The sequence below is a fragment of the Xanthomonas sp. F1 genome, from assembly GCF_014199855.1.
The window spans coordinates 199,530-221,148 of record NZ_JACHOK010000002.1; the positions used below are offsets into that span (position 1 = coordinate 199,530).

Genomic DNA, 21,619 nt, shown 5'->3' on the forward strand with positions numbered 1-21,619 from the left:
GCCGGCGACGCATGCGCGTGCAGTCCCCCCTGATGGCAAGGAGCCATGACCCATGATCGAAACCCCCAGGATCGTGCTCTGCATTCCCGGCCCATGGCCGGGTCGATCCGATCTGCTCGCGCGCATCGTCCAGGACAGCGGCGGCTACCTGTTCGCCGGGCAGGTGCTGATGCACATGGACAGCGGCGAGGCCTGCGAGCTGCAGTACGAGCCGCACGATGCACGCATGGCCGCCGCGTTCGCCGCGGCCGGGCCGCACTGGCGCGGCTCGGCGGACATGGCGCGCATCGGGACGCATGCGTCGGTCGTCTACCTGATCGGTGCCGGCGGCTCGCGGGTGCGCGCCGAGACGATGATGCGCGCGGCCGCGGCGTTGCTGGATGCCGGCGGTCTGGGGGTGAAGGTCGAGAGCAGTGGCGTCGCCCACAGTCCGGCCGACTGGCGGCGGCTGTGCGCGGACCTGTCGCTAGGCAGCGCCCACCGCGCCTATGTGCTGAACATCACCGGCGAGCAGGTCCATTCCTGCGGCATGCATCAGTTCGGCATGAAGGACGCGATCGTCGCGGCGCAGGCAGCATCTGATCCAGTCGGTCTGCTGCATACCTTCACTTCCTACCTGTTCAACGAAGCGCCCGACGTGCGCGAGGGCCATACCTTCGCGGTCGCGGCAGACGCGCCGCGCTACCGGATCCAGGCCGAGGCCAGCACCCAGTTCCAGCCCGGCGACCTGTTCGCCAATCCCTATGGACTGTGGCGGCTGACGCCGCTCTGACAGCGCGTTTATTCCCTATTCGTTTGCAGCGGGCCTGACCTGCTCGCCGTGAGCGGCGGCTGCAGTGCCTGCAGCCGTTTTGCGCAGTGAACCGGGTCTGCGCCGGATGCAGCGCTGCGGCGATGCCGCCGTCGAGCGCCTGCGTGCCTCAGGATCTCCCGCCAGCCACCGCCGGCAGCGCGTCGCCGCCCGCGCGGCGCATCACCCAGTTGAACAGCGGGGTCGCCATCAGCGTGGAGGTGATGGCCATCAGCACCAGGATCGAGAACAGGCCCTGTTCGATCACCCCGGCCTGCAGGCCGATGTTGATGATGATCAGCTCCATCAGGCCGCGCGCGTTCATCAGCGCGCCGATCGCCATCGCATTGCGGTTGTTCTCGCCGCTGATCCGTGCCGCGGCCCAGCAGGCGATGCCCTTGCCCAGGAACGAGGCCAGCAGCACCACGCCGGCGGCCAGCAGGATCTGCGGGTCCAGCAGCACGCTCAGCTCGGTCTTGAGCCCGGAGAAGGTGAAGAACATCGGCAGCAGGAACACCACCACGAACGGCTGCAACTGCTCGCGCAGCTTCTCGGTCAACGCGCCCTTGGGCAGGCAGGCGCCGAGCAGGAAGCCGCCGAACACCGCGTGGATGCCGATCGCGTCCATCGCCCAGGCGCTGACGCAGAACAGCATCAGCACCACCGCCAGCACGCCGGCGCTCAGCGGCTGGTCGGGGCGCACGTGGTCGGCCAGGCGCCGCAGCCAGTGGCGGCCGACCAGCATCATGAACAGTGCGTAGCCCACGCCGCCGCCGATCGCCAGATAGGCGCTGCCCCAACTGCCGCCGAAGCTGGCCAGCACCACCGCGAGGATGCACCAGGCCGCGGCGTCGTCGACCGCGCCTGCGGTCAGCGCCAGTGTGCCCAGCGGACTGCCGGTGAGGCCGCGCTCGTGGATGATCCGCGCCAACATCGGGAACGCGGTGATGGCGATGGCCGCGCCCAGGAACAGCGAGGCCTCCAGCAGCTTGGCCTTGGCCGAGAACAGGCCCGGCACATGCAGCAGCCACGGCGCCAGCACGAAGGCCAGCACGAACGGCACGGCGATGCCGGCCAGCGACACGCCCATCGCGCTGCGGTAGCGCGTGCGGAAGTGCTCGCCGCGGAAATCGGTGCCGACCAGGAACATGTACAGGCCCACGCCGAGCTGCGCGGCCACGTACAGCATGTCCAGGGTCGGCTTCGGGAACAGCGCCTGCTGCAAGTCCGGCAGCAGCGCGCCGAACAGCGACGGACCCAGTGCGACGCCGGCGATCATCTCGCCGACCACCTGCGGCTGGCCCAGGCGCTTGGCCAGCAGGCCGACCAGGCGGCACGCCAGCAGGATCGCCGCCGCCTGCAGGAAGAAATACACCGACATCTGCGGGGTGGTCATGGGTGGCCGTCCTGGAAGTGTCGGCGGATGATAGGAGGCCGGCGCCACGAAATCCATGCGTGCGCCGCGCCACGTGGTGGGGTGGGGTGCGTTTGCGGTATGGTGCCTCGCGCGCGCCGCATCGCGCGCGCGGCACGCATGTAGGCCGACACCGCAGGACGCACCGGGGAACGAGGCGATGAGCAAGGGATGGACGCGACGGCAATGCCTGGGCGCCGCTGCCGCGGGCGCCGTGGCCGGCCTGCTGCCAGGGGCCGCCATCGCGGACGCTGCCGATGCGAGCGGCGCCGCTGCGCTGTACCGGCGCGCATTGGTGCTGGATGCCAATGCCCTGGCGTCGATCGGGGAGGTGTTCGCTGGCGCGGATGCGCCGCAGCTGTTGCAGCAACTGCGCGACTCCGGCGTGTCTGTGCTGAAGACCACGCTGGGCGGTGCATCCGGCGGCTTCGAGACCGCCGTCCAGGACATCGCCGCCGCGCAGGCACTGGTCGAGCGCTATCCGCAGCACTTCCTCAAGGTGCTGCAGCCGGCCGACCTGCGCCGTGCCAAGCGCGAGGGGCGCGTCGCGTTGATCTTCTCCTTCGAGTCGGCGGCGATGCTGGAGGACAAGCCCGCGCGTATCGAGCTGTTCCGCCAGCTCGGGGTGCGGGTCATGCAACTGACCTACAACCGCACCACGCCGTTCGGCGTCGGTTGCCTGGACGGCGACACGGGCGGTGTCACCGCGCTCGGCCGCGATGCGATCGCGCACATGAACCGGCTCGGGGTGGCGCTGGATCTGAGCCATTGCAACCTGCAGACCACCCGCGACGGCATCGCCCTGTCGCAGCGCCCGCCGGTCATCACCCATGCTGGATGCGCCGCGGTGTTCGCGCATCCGCGCAACAAGCCGGATGCCGAACTGCGTGCGCTGGCCGACAAGGGCGGGGTGATGGGCGTGTACATGTTGCCGTTCCTGACCGAGGACAGCCGCCAACCGCAGCTGGCCGACTACATGCGCCACCTGCAGCACGCCCTGGACGTCTGCGGCGAGGACCATGTCGGCATCGGCACCGATTCGTTGTTCTTCCCGATCACCGAGCAGGACCGGCGCGCCTTCGAGGCGGACCTGGTGCAGCGCCGTCGCGATGGCATCGGCGCCCCGGGCGAGAACCGCTTGCCCTATCTGCCCGACGCCAACACCCCGCGCAAGCTCGAACGCGTCGCCGACGCGTTGCTGCGCCAGGGTTACGGTGCCCGCGTCGCCGAAAAAGTGCTGGGCCTGAACTTCGAACGGGTGTTCGGCGAGATCTGGAGCGTGTGACGTCGTGCGGCTGCGGGGCCACGCATCGGGACTCTCCGCCACGATCGTGGTCGCTGCGGGTGCAGGCTGAAACATTCTTCGGATCACATGCGATGCCGCCCATGTGGCTTCCGCCAATACGCTTTTTCACCAAAACGAGAGATGGACATGCAACAGCGTTCGGATGGACAGCGTCCTGCGGCGGGAATGTCGCGCCGTGATTTTTCCCGCTTCGTGGGACTGGGCGGCATGGCCGGGGTCGCGGCGCTCGCCGGCGTGGACGTGGCCGGCGCCAACACCACGCAGGCGGCAGCGACACCTTCCCCCATCGCCAACGTCAAGGATTTCGGCGCAGTCGGCGATGGCGCCACCAACGACCAGCCGGCGATCCAGGCGGCCCTGGACAGCGTGGGGACCGATGGCGGCTATGTGTTCTTTCCCGCGGGCTCCTATCGGGTCGATTCGCCCCTGTTCGTGAAGAGCAAGGTCAACAGCGCCGCAGGCTTCGTGGTGGCCGGCTCCGGGCAGAACTGCGCCATTCGTGCTGGCGACAACTTTCCTGCCAACGTGGCCCTGGTCTACGTGCTCGGCGGCAACGCCGCGCTGTTCGACCTGGGGCTGGACGGCATGAATCGCGCGCAGAACGGTGTGGAGTACGCGTACTCCGCACCGGATCGCCCGGACGATCGCACCATCCTGATCCGTGGTGTGGCGTTCTCGCGCTTCCTGTCCAACGGCTTCCATTGCGTCGGCGGCGAGGGCTACCAGATCCGCGAGTGCTTCTTCAATTCCATCGGCGACTACGCGGTCTACAACCGCAATGGCGGCATCAATTCGTTCGTCGAGGGCAACTACATGCTCGGCTGCGGGGGCGTCTATCTGGGGTCCACGTCGGCGCAGCCGGAGGGCGTCCGGATCGTCAACAACACCATTCTCGCCTCCGCCGGTTCGGGCATCGGCGTCTATGTCGACAGAGGCCTGGAGATCAACATCTCGCACAACGTGATCGACCAGGTCAAAGTGGCCTCCGTACAGATCACCAACAACAGTTCCTACGTCAAATGCATCGGCAACTGGCTGTCGGGACAGCCCGGCACGGTGGTGTGCTCGCTGAGCCAGGACGCCAACTCGATCACCTTCGCCGACAACACCTTCGAGGGCGGCGACTTCCAGTTGTCGGTGGTCTCCGACACCCTCGGCCGCATCCACGACATCACCGTCCACAACAACATCTTCAACAACACGCGCGACACGGCGATGTTCTTCAACAACATTTCCAGGGTCAGCATCATCGGCAACCATTGCCGCGCGAGCGGCAAGGAATCGTTGTTCTGGGGCGGCGGCCAGTACGGCGTGGCGATGGGCAACGTACTCTGGAAGGGCCCGAACGCCGCTGCCGGGTTGGTCCAGAACACCAACATCGGGTGGTGATGCGCGCGTTGCGTCGGTGCCGGCGGGCCACCAGTCGCACCGACGCGACGCGAGGCGACGAGACGGAGGCGGTGCGGCCTGAATGTCCCGCCCATTGCACTGGATGGGGACGCGGCAGTGCGCCTGCGTCGCGCCCGGCAATGCATACACGCGCCAGCGTTGCATGCACCGCCTCTGATCGTTCCAGCGGCGCTGCGCTGGCCGCATTGACCAGGCCAGCGCGCAGGTTCAGACTTGCGGCCCAGTTTCCATTCGAACGTCCCACGCCGCCATGGCCCACGCACCGCTGCTGATATTGCCCAACGCCCTGCGCGTCAGCGCAGGCCGGGTGCGCCTGCCTGAAGGAGTGGTCGACGCCGTGCGCTAACGCCGGCCATCGCCGATCCGACGCAGACAAGCACCCGACGGGTGCTTTTTTATTGCCTGTTTTTCGCTGTTCCACTGTTCCGACACGCCAAGGAGAACGTGCCATGCACTACGCCGCCGAACCCGAAACCTAGCCGCATGCCCGCCTCGCCAACCGGGGCATGCGGCTTCCCCAGTGTTGGCAATGCGGAACCTCTCTCATGAACACCCAAACCCTATCCCGCTGGCGCAACCTCGGCATCATTGCCCACATCGACGCCGGCAAGACCACCCTCACCGAACGCCTGCTGTGGGCCGGCGGTGCGATCCACCGTCTCGGCGAAGTCCACGACGGTGCCGCCACCACCGACTTCTCTGACATCGAACGCGCGCGCGGCATCAGCATCGGCGCGGCTGCGGTGCAGGTGCAGTGGGCGCCGGCCGGACAGCCGACGCATCGCCTGACCCTGATCGATACCCCCGGACACATCGATTTCGCGATCGAGGTGGAACGTTCCTTGCGCGTGCTCGACGGCGCGGTCGCGGTGTTCTCCGCGGTCGACGGCGTACAGCCGCAATCCGAAACCGTGTGGCGGCAGGCGCGTCGCCACGGCGTGCCGATGCTCGCGTTCGTCAACAAGATGGACCGTGCCGGCGCGTCCTTCGACGGCGTACTGGCGCAGTTGCGCAGCAAACTCGACGCGACGGTCTGGGCGGTCGGCGTGCCGGTGCCGGGCGACTCCGGCTTCGACGGCTGGAGCGATCTGGTCGGCGGCAGCATGCTGACCTGGAGCGACGCGGGGCAACTGCACATGCGCGACTGGCATGCCGAGGAGGCAGCCGGTTTCGCGGACGCGCGCGAGCAATTGATCGCTGCCGTGGCCGAGCACGACGAGGCGCTGGCGCAGGCCTATCTCGAAGAGCGCGCGATCGACGCCGATCTGCTGCGCGCCGCCTTGCGCCGGGCCACCCTGGCCGGCGCCGGCGTGCCCGTGCTGGCCGGCTCGGCGTTCAAGCGCAAGGGCATCGAGCCGTTGCTGGACGCGATCGTCGACTGGTTGCCGTCGCCGCTGGACCGCCCGCCGGTCGCCGCCCGCGCCGACGCGGACATCGATGCCGGGGACGGACACGACACGTTGCTGGCGCCGGATCCGTCCGGTCCGCTGGCGGCGCTGGTGTTCAAGTTCGCGCATACCGCGCAGGGGCCGTTGGCCTTCGTGCGTGTGTATTCGGGCACCTTGCGCGTCGGCGACACGGTGTGGACCTCGCATGCGCGACGGCCGCGCCGGGTCGGGCGGCTGGCGGTGGTGCAGGCGCAGCGGACCCACGACGTGGCGCAGGCGCAGGCCGGCGAGATCGTTGCCGTGCTCGGCTGGAAGGACGCGGTCAGCGGCGAGACGCTCAGCGGCGTGGATGCGCGGTGGGTGCTGGAACGCATCCGCACGCAGCCGCCGGTGCTGGCGTGGCGGCTCGGTGCGGCCAACGCGGCCGAACTGGTGCGGCTGGGACAGGGCCTGGCGCGGCTGGCGCAGGAAGACCCCTCGTTCCGCGTCGACAGCGATCCGGAGACCGGCGAGGCGGTGATCTGGGGCATGGGCGAGCTGCACCTGGAGGTGATGGTGGAGCGGCTGCGCAGCGAGTGGCACGTGGACGTGCGCACCGGTGCGCCGCGCGTGGCCTACCAGGAAACGCCGCGTGCGGCCGCGCTGGGCGTGGCCGCACGGCTGTCCAAGCAGAACGGCGGCCAGGGCCAGTTCGCGCAGGTGGTGCTGGATGTGCTGCCGCGCGCGGACGGTGCGGTGACCTTCGTCGACCGCAGCCGTGGCGGCGTGGTGCCCAAGGCCTTCGTCGCCGCCACCGAGAAGGGCGCGCGGGCGGCGCTGGCGCAAGGTCCGCTCGGCCATCCGGTGGTCGGCGCGGAGGTGGTGCTGGTCGATGGCCAGGCGCATGCGGTGGATTCGTCGGACCTGGCGTTCCAGCGCGCCGCGTCCGAAGCGGTGAAGGCGGCGCTGGCGCAGGCCGGCACGCTGCTGCTGGAGCCGGTGATGGCGGTGGCGATCGAGACGCCGGCGAGCAGCGTCGGCGACGTGCTCGGCGATCTGCAGCGGCGCGAGGGACGCGTCGTGGCGATCGAAGAGCGCGGAGCCCATGCCGAGGTCGTCGCGCAGGCGCCGTTGGCGCAACTGCAGGCCTATGCCACCGCGTTGCGCTCGCTGACCCAGGGACGGGCATCGGCGAGCATGACCTTCGACGGCTATGCGCCAGTCAAGGCCGCGTGAGCCGGATGGCCATCTGGCAATGCGGCAGGAGGACGAGGAGCCGGTTCGCCGGCTCCTCTTTTTTTGCGGAGGGCAAGCAATACCGCGACGCAGTCCAGGCGGGCGTGGACTGCGCGCGCAATCCTCACGGATCACGCGTCCACAGCGAGTCCTGTATATCGTCCGTGCCGACTTGGCGACGGCGCACGATGTTTGTTCGCCATGTAGATGCCCGGCGCTTGCGTCGACGCCGCGAACCGGGCTTCATAGCCGGCCCCGATCGCCGGAGCCGCCCATGCATCGCCGTTTAGCCCTTCTGACCCTGCTTGCCTTGTCGTCGGCGCTCGCCGCGGCGCAGCCGCCGGCATGCGCGACGCCGCTGCAGATGGCCGAGCGTCTGTACAAGGCGCGCGATTTCTACTGGCAGCCGCAGAACCTGGACGGGTTGCTGACGCCGTCCTTCGCACACGCGCTGCAGGCCGACCAGCGCTGCGCCGCGCGCGAGGGCGTGTGTCGCCTGGACTTCGATCCGTGGACCAGCGCGCAGGACGGCGACATCCAGGGCGCGCCGACCTTCACCCTGGTCGCGGGCGGTTCGCAGGCCACCGAGGTGGAGGTGCGGATGGACTACCGGCTCGCGCTCGGCGGCCGTGCCGCGCGGGCGCGCTCGGTCAAGATCGAACTGCAGCGCCGCGGCAACGGCTGCTGGGCGGTCAGCGACCTGATCGCACCGGACGGGCAGTCGCTGTTCGCGCTGCTGACCGATCCGCAGGACTAAGCGCGCAGAAGGTCGCAACGCACAGGAAATCCCAATCCCTCTTCTGGGGATGGGGCAGTGTGCCGTGCGCATGGACGCATTGCGCCCTCGCTGGGTGGCAGGGAGGGAGGCGCTGGCGGGCAGGTCTCCCTCACACACACGCGCACACGCTGTCGAGCGGCGGTTCGGGATTGGGATGAGTAGTGGTGTGCGGCGCGGGCCGACCCTCACCCCAGCCCCCGCTCCGCGCCCCGGCCCGCGCTTGCGGCGCGGGCGCTCCAGGGCACGCGCGCCAGTGGCGCGCAAGTCGTGCCCAGTCGCCCCGGCGGGAGAGGGGCTGGCAGTGCGGCAGTGGCTTGGGACTACTGCAGCTTCAGCATCACGATCGCCTTGGCCGGCAGTGCCACCTGCAGCGTGTCGCCCTGCAGGCGCGCGCCGGTGAACGCGGCCGGGCGCACCGCCTGCGGCTGGGCGAAGGTGTTGAGCGCGTCGATGGCCGGGGCGGTCAGGATCTGCCCGTCGACGCCGCGTGCCTGCACGCCGTCGACCTGCACCGCGACGTCGGCGCTGCGGTTGGGGTCCAGATTGGTCAGCGCCACATACACGTGCCCGTCCTTGGCCCGCACCGCCGAGCCGTGCACCGCCGGCACCGTGTAGCCGGCATGCCGGTAGTCCGGCGTGCTGATCTGCAGCGGCAGCGCGGTCGCGTCCTGGTAGGGCTTGTACAGCATGAAGACGTGATAGGTCGGCGTGAGCAGCATCCTGTCGCCGTCGGTGAGGATCATCGCCTGCAGCACGTTGACCATCTGCGCGATGTTGGCCATGCGCACGCGGTCGGCGTGCTGGACGAAGATGTCCAGGTTGAGCGAGGCCACCAGTGCGTCGCGCAAGGTGTTCTGCTGGCGCAGGAACCCCGGGTTCACGTCGGGCAGGCCCTTGTACCAGGTGCCCCATTCGTCGACCACCAGCGCGACCTTCTTGTCCGGGTCGTACTTGTCCATGATCGCGCTGTGCTTGCTGATCAGCTCGTCCATCCGCAGCGTGCGCGACAGCGTTTCGATCCAGGCCGCCTCGTCGAAGCTGGTGGAAGAGGCGCGCGGCGGCCAGCCGCCGGGCACGGTGTAGTAGTGCAGGCTGAGGCCGTCCATGAACTTGCCGGCCTCGCGCATCATCACCTCGGTCCAGTGGTAGTCGTCCTCGTTCGGTCCGGGCGCGATCTTGAGGATCGTCTGGTCGGCCGGCGCCTTGACGAAGGTCTGGTAGCGGCGGAACACGTCGGCGGCGTACTCGGCGCGCATGTTGCCGCCGCAGCCCCACAGCTCGTTGCCGACGCCGAAGAACGGCACCTTCCACGGCGCCTGGCGGCCGTTGCGGCGGCGCTGTTCGGCCAGGGTCGAGCGCGTGGGCGCGGTCATGTACTCCACCCATTGCGCCATCTCGTCCGGCGCCGCGTCGCCGACGTTGCCGGCCACGTAGGCCTGCGTGCCGAGCAGTTCGGTGAAATCCATGAACTCGTGGGTACCGAAGCTGTTGGGTTCCTCCACGCCGCCCCAGTGGGTGTTGACGCTGGTCGGGCGCTGGCTGCGCGGACCGACGCCGTCGCGCCAGTGGTACTCGTCGGCGAAGCAGCCGCCGGGCCAGCGGATGTCGGGGACATCCAGCGCTTTCAGCGCGGCCACCACGTCGTTGCGGTAGCCGCGGGTATTGGGGATCTTCGAGTCCGGGCCGACCCAGACGCCGCCGTAGATGCCGGTGCCCAGGTGCTCGGCGAACTGCCCGAACAGATGGCGCGACACCGCGGCGCCGGGCTGGTCGGCATGCAGGGTGGCGCGCACCTCGACGTCGGCGGCCTGGGCCAGCGTGGCGGCCAGTGCCAGGCCGAGCGTCGCGGCGATCCGCGGCAGTCGCCGCCAACATGCCGCACGCTGCTGCAGGAAACGGGGCGAACGCATCGGGAGCTCCTTGTCGGGTAGGGCGGCGCCATCGCCAGCGCTGCGTGTGAGTGACGGCCGGCGCGCGGCGTGGGCGTGGCGCCAAGAGGAGGTCGCGTGCAGGGCGGCAACCCCGACGCGATCGCGTCCGCGCCGCCTCGCTGCGCTGTCCCCGGTTACCGCGGTCTGTCCCCTGGCCCGAGCATAGAAGACACGCGAAGGGCGAACCAATGCTCAAATGCGACGCCGCCATATCGGAATTGCAATGCGCGGCGCGTAGCTGCACGCGGTTCGTTCCCAGAACGTGCGCGATATCGCACAGCGCACCGCCGATGCCCGCGCAGCGATGGCCGCGTCGCGCCATCGCTGGTTATGCTGCGGACCCCGCGCATGCGCATCCACCCCCCAGGCTCCTGCATGTCCTCGCTCTTCGGTCATCTTCCCGACGGTACCGCCATCCAGCGCATGGTCCTGGACAGTGGCGACGGCCTGCGCGCCGAGTTGCTGACCTACGGCGGCCTGCTGCGCAGCCTGCGCCTGCAGGGCGCGCACGGCGATACCGAGCTGGTGCTGGGGCTGCCGACGCTGCAGGACTACCTGCAGGATCCGGCCTACCTGGGCGTGCTGGTCGGGCGCTTCGGCAACCGCATCGCCGGCTCGGCCTTCACCCTCGATGGCCGGCACTACGTGGTCACCGCCAACGAGGGCGCCAATCACCTGCATGGTGGCGCGCTGGGCTTCGGCCGCCGGGTGTGGACGGTGCTGGCGCAGACCGAGCGCATGCTGCAGCTGCGCTACGACTCGCCGGCCGGCGAGGAAGGCTACCCGGGCAACGTGTCGGTGGAGGCGACCTACCGCGTCGAAGGCCGCTGCCTGAGCGTCGAGTTCGTCGCGCAGACCGATGCACCGACCCCGCTCAATCTCACCCATCACCCCTATTTCAACCTGGCCGGCGATGCCGCGGTGCCCGCCGCGGCGCAGTGGCTGCGGGTGCCGGCGGATCGCTACCTGCCGGTGCGCGATGCGGCGCTGCTGCCGCGCGGCGAGGTCGCCACGGTGGCCGGCACGCCGTTCGATTTCCGCCACGCGCGATCCATCGCCGACAAGGACATCGCCGCCGATCCGCAACTGGCGATCAGCGCTGGCTACGACCACTGCCTGGTGCTGGCCGACGGCCACGACTGCACGGCGCTGCTGTACTCGCCGCACAGCGGCGTGGCCATGCGCATCGCCAGCCCGATGCCGGCCGTGCAGCTGTACGAGGGCCAGGGCCTGGACCGGCAGCATCCGGCGCTGGGCCGCGGTATCTGCCTGGAGCCGCAGGGCTACCCGGACGCGCCGAACCACCCGGACTTCCCCGACAGCATCCTGCGCCCAGGCCAGGTCTATCGGCACCGCATCGCGTACCAGTTCGCCGAAGTCGGCCGCGACGCCGACTGGGCGGCGGTGGAGGCGGCGCTGGCGGGGCAGGGCCGCGATTGATGCGTGGGACGTCGTAGGAGCGGCTTCAGCCGCGACCGGGCGTTCCTGGGAATGCCCGGTCGCGGCTGAACGCTCCTGCAAACATGCGCTGCGCCAGGCTGTGCAGCCTACTGCGCGTGCCCCAGCACCAGTTCGATCACGAACTTGCTGCCGAAGAACGACAGCAGCAGCAACACCATCGCCGCCAGGGTCCAGTGCACCGCCTTGACCCCGCGCCAACCGTAGCGCCAGCGGCCGAACAGCAGCGCGCCGAACACGATCCACGACAGCACGCTGAGCACGGTCTTGTGCACCAGCCGCTGCGCCAGGAAATCCTGCACGAACAGCACGCCGGTCAGCAGGGTCAGGGTCAGCAGGATGAAGCCGACCACGATGGTGCGGAACAGCAGCGTCTCCAGCGCGGTCAGCGGCGGCAGCGCGCGCAGCCAGGGATGGAAGTCGCGGCGTCGCAGCGCGCGCTCCTGCAGCCACAGCATCACCGCCAGCAGGGCGGCGATGCCCAGCGTGGCGTAGGCCAGCAGCGCCAGCCAGGCGTGCAACTGCAGCCGCCAGTCCAGCACCGGCGCCGGCTCATGGCCGTAGCCGTGGTAGGCCAGCAGCAGCGCCGCCGACAGCGGGAACACCACCACGCCCAGCGCGGCCATGCGCCCGCTGGCGCCGACCAGCGCGGTCATCAGCGCCATGCCCAGGCTGACCAGCGACAGCGCGGCGAAGAAGTGCATGTCCGGGCCGCCGGCGGTATGCAGGGCGACCTGCACGTGATAGCCCGCATGCAGGGCCACCGCCGGCAGGGCCGGCCACAGCCATGCCCGGCTGCGGTCCACCCGGTCGCGCACCACCGCGGCGATCAGCAGGCCGCTGGCGGCCAGGTACAGCAGGGTGGCGAGGACGGTGATGAGCATCGGGTCAGTTTCGCATATCGCGCCGGCGGCCGTGACGGCGGCGCCGGGGGATCGCCGGCGCGCCCGGCTATAATCGACGGCCGTTTCCCGTCCGCGACCTGCCCGCATGTTCGAATCCCTCACCCAACGCCTCTCCGGCACCATGCAGCGCCTGCGCGGCCGCGGTCGCCTGACCGAGGAGAACATCCGCGAAGCCACCCGCGAAGTGCGCATCGCGCTGCTCGAGGCCGACGTCGCCCTGCCGGTGGTGCAGGCGCTGATCGAGCGCATCAAGGTGCGCGCGGTCGGCCAGGAAGTGCTCAAGAGCCTGACCCCGGGCCAGGCGCTGATCAAGGTGGTGCGCGACGAGCTGACCGCGGTGATGGGCTCGGCCGCCAGCGACCTCAATCTCAACGTGCCGGCGCCGGCGATCGTGCTGATGGCCGGCCTGCAGGGCGCGGGCAAGACCACCACGGTCGGCAAGCTGGCCAAGCACCTGAAGGAAAAGCGCAAGAAGAAGGTGATGGTGGTGTCGGCCGACGTGTACCGCCCGGCCGCGATCGAGCAGCTCAAGACCCTGGCCGAGCAGGTCGGGGTGCTGTTCTTCCCGTCCGAGGCCTCGCAGAAGCCGGTGGACATCGTGCGCGCCGCCATCGCCGACGCGCGCAAGTCCTTCGTCGACGTGCTGCTGGTGGATACCGCCGGCCGCCTCGCCATCGACGAAGCGATGATGGCCGAGATCAAGGCGCTGCACGCCGCGATCGTCCCGGCCGAGACGCTGTTCGTGGTCGACGCGATGACCGGCCAGGACGCGGCCAACACCGCCAAGGCGTTCAGCGAGGCGCTGCCGCTGACCGGCGTGGTGCTGACCAAGACCGACGGCGACGCCCGCGGCGGCGCCGCGCTGAGCGTGCGCTACATCACCGGCAAGCCGATCAAGTTCATCGGCGTCGGCGAGAAGCCCGACGGCCTGGACGTGTTCCATCCCGATCGCCTGGCCAGCCGCATCCTCGACATGGGCGACGTGCTGTCGCTGGTCGAGCAGGTCGAGCACCAGGTCGACAAGGACAAGGCGCAGAAGCTGGCCGAGAAGGTCGCCAAGGGCAAGAAGTTCGACCTCAACGACATGCGCGACCAGCTCGAGCAGATGCAGAACATGGGCGGCCTGTCCGGGCTGATGGACAAGCTGCCGGGCATGGGCCAGATCCCCGAGCACCTCAAGCAGCAGGTCGCCGGCAACAAGGACGTGCCGCGGATGATCGCCATCATCGGCTCGATGACCAAGAAGGAGCGGCGCAACCCGGGCCTGCTCAACGGCTCGCGCCGCGCGCGCATCGCCCGCGGCTCCGGCACCCAGCCGGCCGACGTCAACAAGCTGATGAAGCAGTATCAGCAGATGGAAAAGATGATGAGCAAGATGGCCGGCGGCGGCATGAAGGGCCTGATGCGCGGCATGAAGGGCATGATGGGCGGCATGGGCGGCCGCGGCGGCCTGCCGTTCCGCTGAGCCTCGAGAAGCCCCTCGCCCCCGGGAGAGGGGTGAGGGTGCGGGGCGAAGCCACCCAGCCAAGCAACGACGCGCGGCGCGACAGTGCCGGAGACAAGCGGGGCGTGTGTCGGCGCAACCGCGAAGCGACGCCCTCAATCATCGCACCATCCGGACGCCATCCGGCCGCGTTGCCGCCTGCGCCTGTCGCGACGCGACCACGGCGCAGACGCCGGCGATATCATTCGCGGCATCCTCCGACGCGCCGCGACCGCAGCCCCGATGCCATGAACGACGCTCTCCAGCACCGCGTCAGCGCCTTCTGCGCCCGCTTCGGCCTGCGCCTGCCGATTCTGCTCAGCCCGATGGCCGGCGCCTGCCCGGTGCCGCTGTCGGCCGCGGTCGCCGCGGCTGGTGGCATGGGCGCGATGGGCGCGGTGCTGTCGGCGCCGCAGGACATCGTGGCGTGGATGGACGCGTTCCGCGCTGCCGGCGACGGCCCGGCGCAGATCAATCTCTGGGTGCCCGATCCACCGCCCGTGCGCGATGCCGCCGCGGAAGCCGCGATGCGTGCGTTGCTCGGTACCTGGGGTCCGCCGGTCGATGCCGCCGCCGGCGACGCGGCGCCGGCCGACTTCGACGCCCAGTTCGAGGCCCTGCTCGCGGCGCGTCCGGCGGTGGCCTCGTCGATCATGGGCCTGTTCCGGCCGGACCAGGTGCAACGCCTGCAGCAGGCCGGGATCGCCTGGTTCGCCTGCGCCACCACCCTGGACGAGGCGTTGGCCGCGCAGGCCGCCGGCGCCGATGCGGTGGTCGCGCAGGGGGCCGAGGCCGGTGGTCACCGCGGCGCCTTCGAAGCCGGTAGCGCCGAGCGGCAACTGACCGGGCTGTTCGCGCTGCTGCCGCGGCTGGCCGACCATCTGCAGATCCCGGTGATCGCCGCTGGCGGCATCGGCGACGGCCGCGGCATCGCCGCCGCATTGACCCTGGGCGCGAGCGCGGTGCAGATCGGCACCGCCTTGTTGCGCAGTCCGGAGGCGGCGCTGGCACCGGCCTGGGCGGCCGCGCTGGCCCAGGCCGAACCCGAGCAGACCACGTTGACCCGCGCCTTCTCGGGCCGCCTGGGCCGGGCGCTGGATACCGACTACGTGCGCGCTGCCGCCGCACCGGATGCGCCGCCGCCGCGGCCGTACCCGGTGCAGCGTGGGCTGACCGCGCCGATGCGCCAGGCCGCGCAGCGCGCCGACCGCCTGGCGACGATGCAGGCCTGGGCCGGGCAGTCGGCCTGGATGGCGCCGGGCGAGCCCGCGGCAGAGCTGCTGGTGCGCTGGTGGGTGCAGGCACAGGCCTTGTTGTGAGCGCACAGGTCTTCCATCACGGGCAGCCGGCGGGCGCCGAACTGCTGGCCGCGGCCGCGCTGGTGAACTACGGGCACTTCAGCACCATGCAGGTGCGCAATGGCGCCGTGCGCGGGTTCGACCTGCATCTGCAGCGGCTGCAACAGGCCAATACGGCGCTGTTCGGCAGCGCCTTGGCGGCCGAGCGCGTGCGCGACGAGTTACGCGCGGCGCTGGCTGCGTTCGGCAGGGGCGACGCGTCCCTGCGCGTCACCGTGTTCTCGCCGGCATTCACCCTGCGCCGGGCCGACGCCGACTGCGCGGCGGAGCTGCTGGTGTCGCTGGCGGAACCGGCGCAGGCCGACCCTGCGCTGCTGCGGCTGCGCAGCAGCGTGTTCGCACGCGAGGCGGCGCAGTTCAAGCACGTCGGTACCTTCGGCGCGTTCCACCAGCGCCGCCTGGCGCTGCAGGCTGGTAGCGACGACGCGTTGTTCGTCGACGCGCAGGGGCAGGTGGCCGAAGGGCCGACCTGGAACCTGGGGCTGTGGGATGGGGCGTGCCTGCACTGGCCGCAGGCACCGGCGCTGCGCGGTACCCAGGAACGGCTGCTGCAGGCGGGGCTCGCCGCGCTGGGCGTGGCGCAGGCAGTGCGGCCGCTGTCGCTCCACGAATTCGGTCCGGACGTGGCCGCCTTCACCTGCAATGCCCGCGGGCAGCAGGCGGTGGCGTCAGTGGACGGGCGTGCGTTGCGCCCGCCCGAGGAACTGCTGGCGTTGCTGGAGGATGCGCTGCACACCCAGCCCTGGCAGGCGATCTGAGCACTCCGTGGACGGCCATCGCGGCATGGCTGCCGCTCCTGGCGAATCCCCAATCTCGAATCCCCAATCCCGCGGCCGCAGGCCACAGCCCAGACTTGGCAGAGCCGGGGCCGGCCGCTATAATCGTCGGTTCACCGCGCCATCCTGGCGACTGGGCAATACCGGAAACTCACCATGGTCAAGATCCGCCTTACCCGTGGCGGCGCCAAGAAGCGCCCCTTCTACCACATCATCGTCACCGACGTGCGCAGCGCGCGCGACGGCCGCAACATCGAACGCGTCGGTTACTACAACCCGGTCGCCCAGGGCGCCGAGCCGCGCGTGGTGCTGGACCTGGCCCGCGTCGACCATTGGGTGTCCAATGGCGCGCAGCTGACCGACAAGGTGCGCAACCTGTACAGGGAAGCCACCAAGAACCAGGCCGCCGCGGCCTGATCCCGCGGGCCGCGCCTGGCGCGGCCCTTGCGTTTGCGCCAATGAAAGACAGCCAGCGCCGCATCCTGCTCGGTCGGGTCCTCGGCGCGTTCGGCATCCGTGGCGAGGCCAAGCTCGAGTCCTGGACCGAGCCGCGCCTCGCCATTTTCCGTTATCAGCCCTGGATCGTGCGCAAGCCCGACGGCAGCGAGAGCAGCCTCACTGGCGTGCGCGGCCGCGAGTCCGGCAAGTACCTGATCGCCACGCTGCCCGATGTCACCGACCGCGACGCCGTGGAAGCCCTGCGCGGCACCGAGATCTACGTGGCGCGCAGCAGCCTGCCGCCGCCGCGCCCGGACGAGTACTACTGGGTGGACCTGGAAGGCCTGGACGTGCGCACCGTCGACGGCGTGGCGCTGGGGCAGGTGTCGCACCTGTTCTCCACCGGCGCCAACGACGTGCTGGTGGTGCGCGGCGACCGCGAACGGCTGGTGCCGTTCGTGCAGCCGGACTACATCAAGTCGGTGGATTTCGAGGCCAACCTGGTCGTGGTCGACTGGGACCCCGAGTTCTGAGCGATGCCGGCACGCGCCGGCCCCGCTGTTGCGTTTACGAATCCCCAATCCCGACTCCCCAATCCCCGCCTCATGCGCATCGACGTCATCAGCCTGTTCCCCGAGTTCGTCGCCCAGTGCGCCGGCTTCGGCGTGGTCGGGCGGGCGCAGGAGCGCGCGCTGCTGGACCTGCACGGCTGGAACCCGCGCGACTACGCCACCGGCGGTTACCGCAAGGTCGACGACCGCCCGTTCGGCGGCGGCCCGGGCATGGTGATGATGATCGAGCCGCTGCAGGCCTGCCTTGAGGCGGTGCGGGCGGCCGATCCGCAGCCGGCGCCGCTGATCTACCTGAGCCCGCAGGGGCGGCCGTTGACCCAGGCCAAGGCCCGCGAACTGGCCGCGCTGCCGCGGCTGCTGCTGCTGTGCGGGCGCTACGAGGGCGTGGACGAGCGCTTCGTCGCCGCCGCGGTGGACGAGGAAATCTCCATCGGCGACTACGTGCTGTCCGGCGGCGAACTGGCCGCGGCGGTGCTGGTGGATGCGGTGACCCGACTGCAGGAGGGGGCGCTGAACGACGCCGAATCCGCCGCCCAGGACAGTTTCGAAGGTCCGGACGGCCTGCTCGATTGCCCGCACTACACCCATCCGCGCGAACACGCGCTGGGCGAGGTGCCGGCGGTGCTGCGCTCCGGCAACCACGCCGCGATCGCCCGCTGGCGGCGCATGCAGGCGCTGGGGCGGACCTGGCTGCGGCGCCCGGAACTGCTGGACGAGGCGGCGCTGAGCACGGCCGACCGGCGCCTGCTGCAGGAATTCCGCCAGGAGCGGGAGGCGGCGCGGGCCGCCGATCAGGAAAATCCACCCAGGCCCTAGCCATGGCCGCCGGGCTGGGTTAAAATGCCCGGCTTTCCGGCCAGTGCGTTCCGCGCTTGGCCCATCCGATATCGCGCAATCGCCGTGCGGCGACTGCCGGACCACCTCACCAGACACAAGCGGTGCCCACCATGAGCAAGCTCAACAAGACCATCCTGGCCGACTTCGAAGCCGCCCAGATCCAGCGCAAGCTGCCGGAGTTCAACCAGGGCGACACCGTCGTCGTCAACGTCAAGGTGAAGGAAGGCAACCGCGAGCGCGTGCAGGCCTACGAAGGCGTGGTGATCGGCACCAAGAACGCCGGCCTGAACTCCTCGTTCACCGTGCGCAAGATCTCGCACGGCTACGGCGTCGAGCGCGTGTTCCAGACCCACAGCGCCACCATCGACTCGGTCGAAGTGAAGCGCCGCGGCAAGGTCCGCGCCGGCAAGCTGTATTACCTGCGTGGCCTGGAAGGCAAGGCCGCCCGCATCAAGGAAGATCTGGCCGCCGCTGCGCAGGCCAAGGTCGCGCGCCAGGCCGCTGCTGCTGCCGCCAAGGCCGAGTAATCCCCGGCGACCCTCGGGTCGTTGCCGCAACGGCCGCCTTCGGGCGGCCGTTTGCGTTTGTGGGGGCGTGCGGTAGCGAATCGCGAAGCTGCGCCATCGTGTTCGATGTGGCGGGTCTGGCCATTTGGTGTGGAAGTCATTCCAGCGGCTCCCCATAGGGTGATGGGCTGTGCGCGCGCCGTTGTGGGAGGGAACTTCAGTCCCGACGCGTGAGGGTGTCAGGCGCGATGTAGTGCTGCGCTCGCCGCGGCGGCACGAGGGTCGACTCCCGCAACAGACGAGGGCGCTTGTGGATCGCCACGAGCGCGGCAATCAGCGCGCCGGATCCTGCGCCACCGCCACATCGGCGACCGGTGCCGGCGGTTGCGCCGGCACTTCCGCCGGATGCGCCACCGTCTCCGGCGGCGAGGGCGCCAGCATCCTGGCCTTGCGCCAGTTGCCCCAGCGGTAATACGCCAGCGACAGCAGCATCGCGCAGGTGGCGCTGGTCGGGAAACTCCACCACACCGCGTCCACGCCCAGCTGCGGCTGCAGCAGTTGCGCGAACGGCACGCGGATGCCCCACAGCGACAGCGCCAGGATCAGCAGCGGCGGGATCACCGCGCCGGTGGCGCGGACCACGCCGGAGATCACGAAGGTGACGCCGAAGAACAGGAACGACCACACCGCGATGTGGTTGAGATGGCGCGCGATCTCCAGCGCTGCGCTGTGCGGCGGCAGGAACAGCGCCAGGGTCCAGCGATCGAACAGGATCAGCGGCGCGATCAGCGCGCCGGTCAGCAGGAAGTTGAACAGCACACCCTTGCGCGCGGTCGCCGCGACCCGGTCCCAGCGCTGTGCGCCCACGTTCTGCGCGGCCATCGACGAACAGGCCGCGCCGATCGCCATCGCCGGCATCTGCAGGTAGGCCCACAGTTGCAGCGCCGCGCCGTAGGCCGCGGAGGTGGCGGTGCCATAGCCGTTGACCAGCGCGATCATCACGATCATCGCCAGCGAGATCAGCACCATCTGCAGGCCCATCGGCACGCCCTTGACGATCAGCGCACGCAGGATCGGCAGGTCGAGCCGGAACAGCCGCGCGTCGCGGCGGCCCAGCCACAGCACATGGCGCTTGTGGCGCAGGTACAGCAGCAACCCGGTCAGCGATACCGCCTGTGCGATCAGCGTGGCCCAGGCCGCACCGGCGATGCCCAGCTTGGGGAACGGCCCCAGCCCGAACAGCAGCAACGGATTGAAGCCGATGTCCAGCACCACCGACAGCAGCAGGAAGCGGAACGGCGTGCGCGAATCGCCGGTGCCGCGCAGCGCCGCCGACAGGAAGGCGAAGGTGTACAGCAGCGGCATCGCCAGGAAGATCACCCGCAGGTAGGCCTCGGCCAGCGGCAGCGACGCCGCTGGCGTGCCCATCGCCGCCAGCAGGTGCCGCGCCAGCCACCAGCCGCCGGCGGCGATCAGCACCGAGATGCCGATGAAGAACGTGGCGCTGGTGCCCATCACCCGCCGCGCCTGGGCCACGTCGCCGCGGCCCATCGCCTGGCCGATCAGGATGGTGGAGGCCATGCCGATGCCGAACACCGAGCCGATCAGGAAGAACATGATGCTGTTGGCATTGGCCGCGGCGGTGAGCGCAGCTTCGCCGAGATAGCGGCCGATCCACACGGCATTGACCGAGCCGTTGAGCGACTGCGCGATGTTGCCGGCCATGATCGGCAGCGAGAACAGCAGCAACTGGCGGCCGATCGGGCCTTCGGTGAGCACGGCGGGCTTGGGCATCGCGGGTCGGGATCGAGCGTGAGCCGGCCACACTAGCACCGACCGATGGCGGTTGGGCGATGGACGGACCGGGGGCTGCAGCGTTGGTGCAGCGGGCCTGCATGGGGCTGGCTTGCGCCGCGCCATGGCGAGCGCGCCGTCGCGGGCGATGGCCAGTCCCACCCGAGCCGCGCGGTCGTGCACTTGCGGCGAGGGATGGACGCGCGTTCGGCATAGATCGCGTCGTACGGGCCTTGGGCCTCATGCACCCAAACACGGCGAGCCGCTGCGCGCCGCACCCTCACCCCAACCCCTCTCCCGGTGGAAGAGGGGCTTTGGCTTCTCCCTTCTCCGCTCGGGAGAGGTGCCCCGCAGGGGCGGATGAGGGGGCGGACGCAGCCTCGTGCACCCAACCATCGCGAGCCGCACCGGTGTAGGCGCCGCGCGGGGTCTGCTCCAGCTCGGCGATGATCTGCATGCAGCGCACCTGGGGGCAGCCGGTGATGGTGCCGCCGGGGAAGGTGGCGCGGATCGCCCCGGAGCGCGTCCCCGCCGGCGATCGTCGATCTGTGCACGCCGCGCCCGGGCCAGCCCGCCTTGTGGCCGGTGGGCCAGCCCGCCCATCTTCGCCGCCAACCCATTCACCTCGGTGGGAACGGGTTCCGGCGCGGTGCTTGCATTGGCGCGGTCGCATCGCCATGTGTGCGGGGAGACATGTGCGCCGACGCATGCCTTCGGTCGGCGCCGTGCTTGCCGTCCGGTGTCGCCCTTGGCTGCCTGCCAACCTCAACGCAAGTGGATGTCGAGCAACGCAATGAATGAATCTGGTATGCAAGCCGCCGCGGTGCGCCTGGATGTCTGGCTGTGGGCCGCGCGCTTCTTCAAGACCCGCAGCCTGGCCAAGCAGGCGGTGGAAACCGGCAAGGTGGACGTGGCCGGGCAACGGCCAAAGTCCTCTCGCGCGGTGCGCGTGGGCGAGCAGGTGCGCGTGCAGCGCGGCGAGGAGGTGTTCGAGATCCAGGTGCTGGGGCTGAGCGATATGCGCGGCCCGGCCAGCGTGGCGCAGACGCTGTACCAGGAGAGCGAGGCCTCGCGCGAACGCCGCGTGCAGTTGCGCGCGCAACGCAGCGCCGAGCGCAACGGCTACCAGGCGCCGGAGGGCAAGCCGGACAAGCGCGCGCGGCGGCTGATCCGCGCGCTGGGCGACATCGACATGCTTTAGGCGTGCATCGCGCTGGGCGCGCATCGCGAACGCGTGCCGTTGCCGCGTAGCCGCGTCCC

The 21,619-nt window shown here is 70.1% G+C and carries 18 protein-coding genes and 1 pseudogene; 14 read left to right on the top strand and 5 right to left on the bottom strand.

What is annotated here, in order from left to right; translation table 11 throughout:
* Nucleotides 1-52 precede the first annotated feature (52 nt).
* Nucleotides 53-772, top strand: coding sequence for a hypothetical protein (locus GGR71_RS05590; RefSeq protein ID WP_160962928.1), 720 nt, complete (start codon nucleotides 53-55; stop codon nucleotides 770-772).
* A gap of 148 nt (nucleotides 773-920) precedes the next feature.
* Here GGR71_RS05590 and GGR71_RS05595 read toward each other — a convergent pair whose 3' ends face one another.
* Nucleotides 921-2,186, bottom strand: a complete 1,266-nt coding sequence (locus tag GGR71_RS05595) for a cation:proton antiporter (RefSeq protein ID WP_048492139.1) — start codon at nucleotides 2,184-2,186, stop codon at nucleotides 921-923.
* A gap of 178 nt (nucleotides 2,187-2,364) precedes the next feature.
* On the opposite strand from GGR71_RS05595, the gene GGR71_RS05600 reads away from it, so the two are divergent.
* From GGR71_RS05600 to GGR71_RS05615, 4 genes are all read left to right on the top strand, one after another.
* A complete protein-coding gene (locus GGR71_RS05600) occupies nucleotides 2,365-3,489 on the top strand; it encodes a dipeptidase (protein WP_237474565.1) in 1,125 nt (374 codons plus the stop codon).
* 147 nt (nucleotides 3,490-3,636) lie between these two features.
* Nucleotides 3,637-4,899 (top strand): right-handed parallel beta-helix repeat-containing protein, encoded by a 1,263-nt coding sequence (locus GGR71_RS05605; protein ID WP_160962926.1) that lies wholly within the window; start codon nucleotides 3,637-3,639, stop codon nucleotides 4,897-4,899.
* Between the two features lie 566 nt (nucleotides 4,900-5,465).
* On the top strand, nucleotides 5,466-7,523 hold the full coding sequence (gene fusA, locus GGR71_RS05610) for an elongation factor G (protein WP_160962924.1): 2,058 nt from the start codon (nucleotides 5,466-5,468) through the stop codon (nucleotides 7,521-7,523).
* A gap of 274 nt (nucleotides 7,524-7,797) precedes the next feature.
* Nucleotides 7,798-8,280 (top strand): hypothetical protein, encoded by a 483-nt coding sequence (locus GGR71_RS05615; RefSeq protein ID WP_160962922.1) that lies wholly within the window; start codon nucleotides 7,798-7,800, stop codon nucleotides 8,278-8,280.
* A 341-nt stretch (nucleotides 8,281-8,621) separates the two neighbouring features.
* Here GGR71_RS05615 and GGR71_RS05620 read toward each other — a convergent pair whose 3' ends face one another.
* Nucleotides 8,622-10,211, bottom strand: coding sequence for an alpha-N-arabinofuranosidase (locus GGR71_RS05620; RefSeq protein ID WP_160962920.1), 1,590 nt, complete (start codon nucleotides 10,209-10,211; stop codon nucleotides 8,622-8,624).
* Between the two features lie 396 nt (nucleotides 10,212-10,607).
* Between GGR71_RS05620 and GGR71_RS05625 the strand changes: the two genes are divergently transcribed.
* Complete coding sequence (locus GGR71_RS05625) at nucleotides 10,608-11,672, top strand: aldose epimerase family protein (RefSeq protein ID WP_184451716.1); 1,065 nt, start codon at nucleotides 10,608-10,610, stop codon at nucleotides 11,670-11,672.
* Nucleotides 11,673-11,779: 107 nt separating this feature from the next.
* Here GGR71_RS05625 and GGR71_RS05630 read toward each other — a convergent pair whose 3' ends face one another.
* A complete protein-coding gene (locus GGR71_RS05630) occupies nucleotides 11,780-12,574 on the bottom strand; it encodes a cytochrome C assembly family protein (protein WP_160962916.1) in 795 nt (264 codons plus the stop codon).
* Between the two features lie 106 nt (nucleotides 12,575-12,680).
* Here GGR71_RS05630 and ffh point away from each other — a divergent pair, with 106 nt between their 5' ends.
* The 7 genes from ffh to rplS all read left to right on the top strand — a co-directional run bounded on the left by ffh (nucleotide 12,681) and on the right by rplS (nucleotide 18,586).
* Nucleotides 12,681-14,060: a signal recognition particle protein gene (gene ffh, locus GGR71_RS05635; protein ID WP_160962904.1), complete on the top strand. Its 1,380-nt coding sequence runs from the start codon at nucleotides 12,681-12,683 to the stop codon at nucleotides 14,058-14,060.
* Nucleotides 14,061-14,326: 266 nt separating this feature from the next.
* Nucleotides 14,327-15,397 (top strand): NAD(P)H-dependent flavin oxidoreductase, encoded by a 1,071-nt coding sequence (locus GGR71_RS05640; RefSeq protein WP_160962902.1) that lies wholly within the window; start codon nucleotides 14,327-14,329, stop codon nucleotides 15,395-15,397.
* Entirely contained in the window at nucleotides 15,394-16,194 is an 801-nt protein-coding gene (locus tag GGR71_RS05645; RefSeq protein WP_160962900.1) for an aminotransferase class IV, read from the top strand. The genes GGR71_RS05640 and GGR71_RS05645 overlap by 4 nt, the downstream gene beginning before the upstream one ends.
* A 174-nt stretch (nucleotides 16,195-16,368) precedes the next feature.
* Nucleotides 16,369-16,629, top strand: a complete 261-nt coding sequence (rpsP, locus tag GGR71_RS05650; RefSeq protein ID WP_048492103.1) for a 30S ribosomal protein S16 — start codon at nucleotides 16,369-16,371, stop codon at nucleotides 16,627-16,629.
* A gap of 41 nt (nucleotides 16,630-16,670) precedes the next feature.
* Nucleotides 16,671-17,183, top strand: coding sequence for a ribosome maturation factor RimM (rimM, locus tag GGR71_RS05655; protein WP_160962898.1), 513 nt, complete (start codon nucleotides 16,671-16,673; stop codon nucleotides 17,181-17,183).
* A gap of 72 nt (nucleotides 17,184-17,255) precedes the next feature.
* Nucleotides 17,256-18,038 (top strand): tRNA (guanosine(37)-N1)-methyltransferase TrmD, encoded by a 783-nt coding sequence (trmD, locus tag GGR71_RS05660; RefSeq protein ID WP_160962896.1) that lies wholly within the window; start codon nucleotides 17,256-17,258, stop codon nucleotides 18,036-18,038.
* A gap of 131 nt (nucleotides 18,039-18,169) precedes the next feature.
* Nucleotides 18,170-18,586, top strand: coding sequence for a 50S ribosomal protein L19 (rplS, locus tag GGR71_RS05665; protein ID WP_010342237.1), 417 nt, complete (start codon nucleotides 18,170-18,172; stop codon nucleotides 18,584-18,586).
* A gap of 312 nt (nucleotides 18,587-18,898) precedes the next feature.
* Here the strand turns inward: rplS and GGR71_RS05670 are convergent, their stop codons facing one another.
* Both GGR71_RS05670 and GGR71_RS21005 read right to left on the bottom strand, forming a co-directional pair.
* Complete coding sequence (locus GGR71_RS05670) at nucleotides 18,899-20,359, bottom strand: MATE family efflux transporter (protein WP_160962894.1); 1,461 nt, start codon at nucleotides 20,357-20,359, stop codon at nucleotides 18,899-18,901.
* A gap of 382 nt (nucleotides 20,360-20,741) precedes the next feature.
* A pseudogene (locus tag GGR71_RS21005) lies at nucleotides 20,742-20,900 on the bottom strand (chorismate-binding protein); the annotation flags it as partial.
* A 252-nt stretch (nucleotides 20,901-21,152) separates the two neighbouring features.
* Between GGR71_RS21005 and GGR71_RS05680 the strand changes: the two are divergent.
* The gene (locus tag GGR71_RS05680; protein ID WP_160962892.1) at nucleotides 21,153-21,560 is read left to right on the top strand and encodes an RNA-binding S4 domain-containing protein; all 408 of its coding nucleotides are present in this window, start codon (nucleotides 21,153-21,155) and stop codon (nucleotides 21,558-21,560) included.
* The last annotated feature ends 59 nt before the right edge of the window (nucleotides 21,561-21,619 follow it).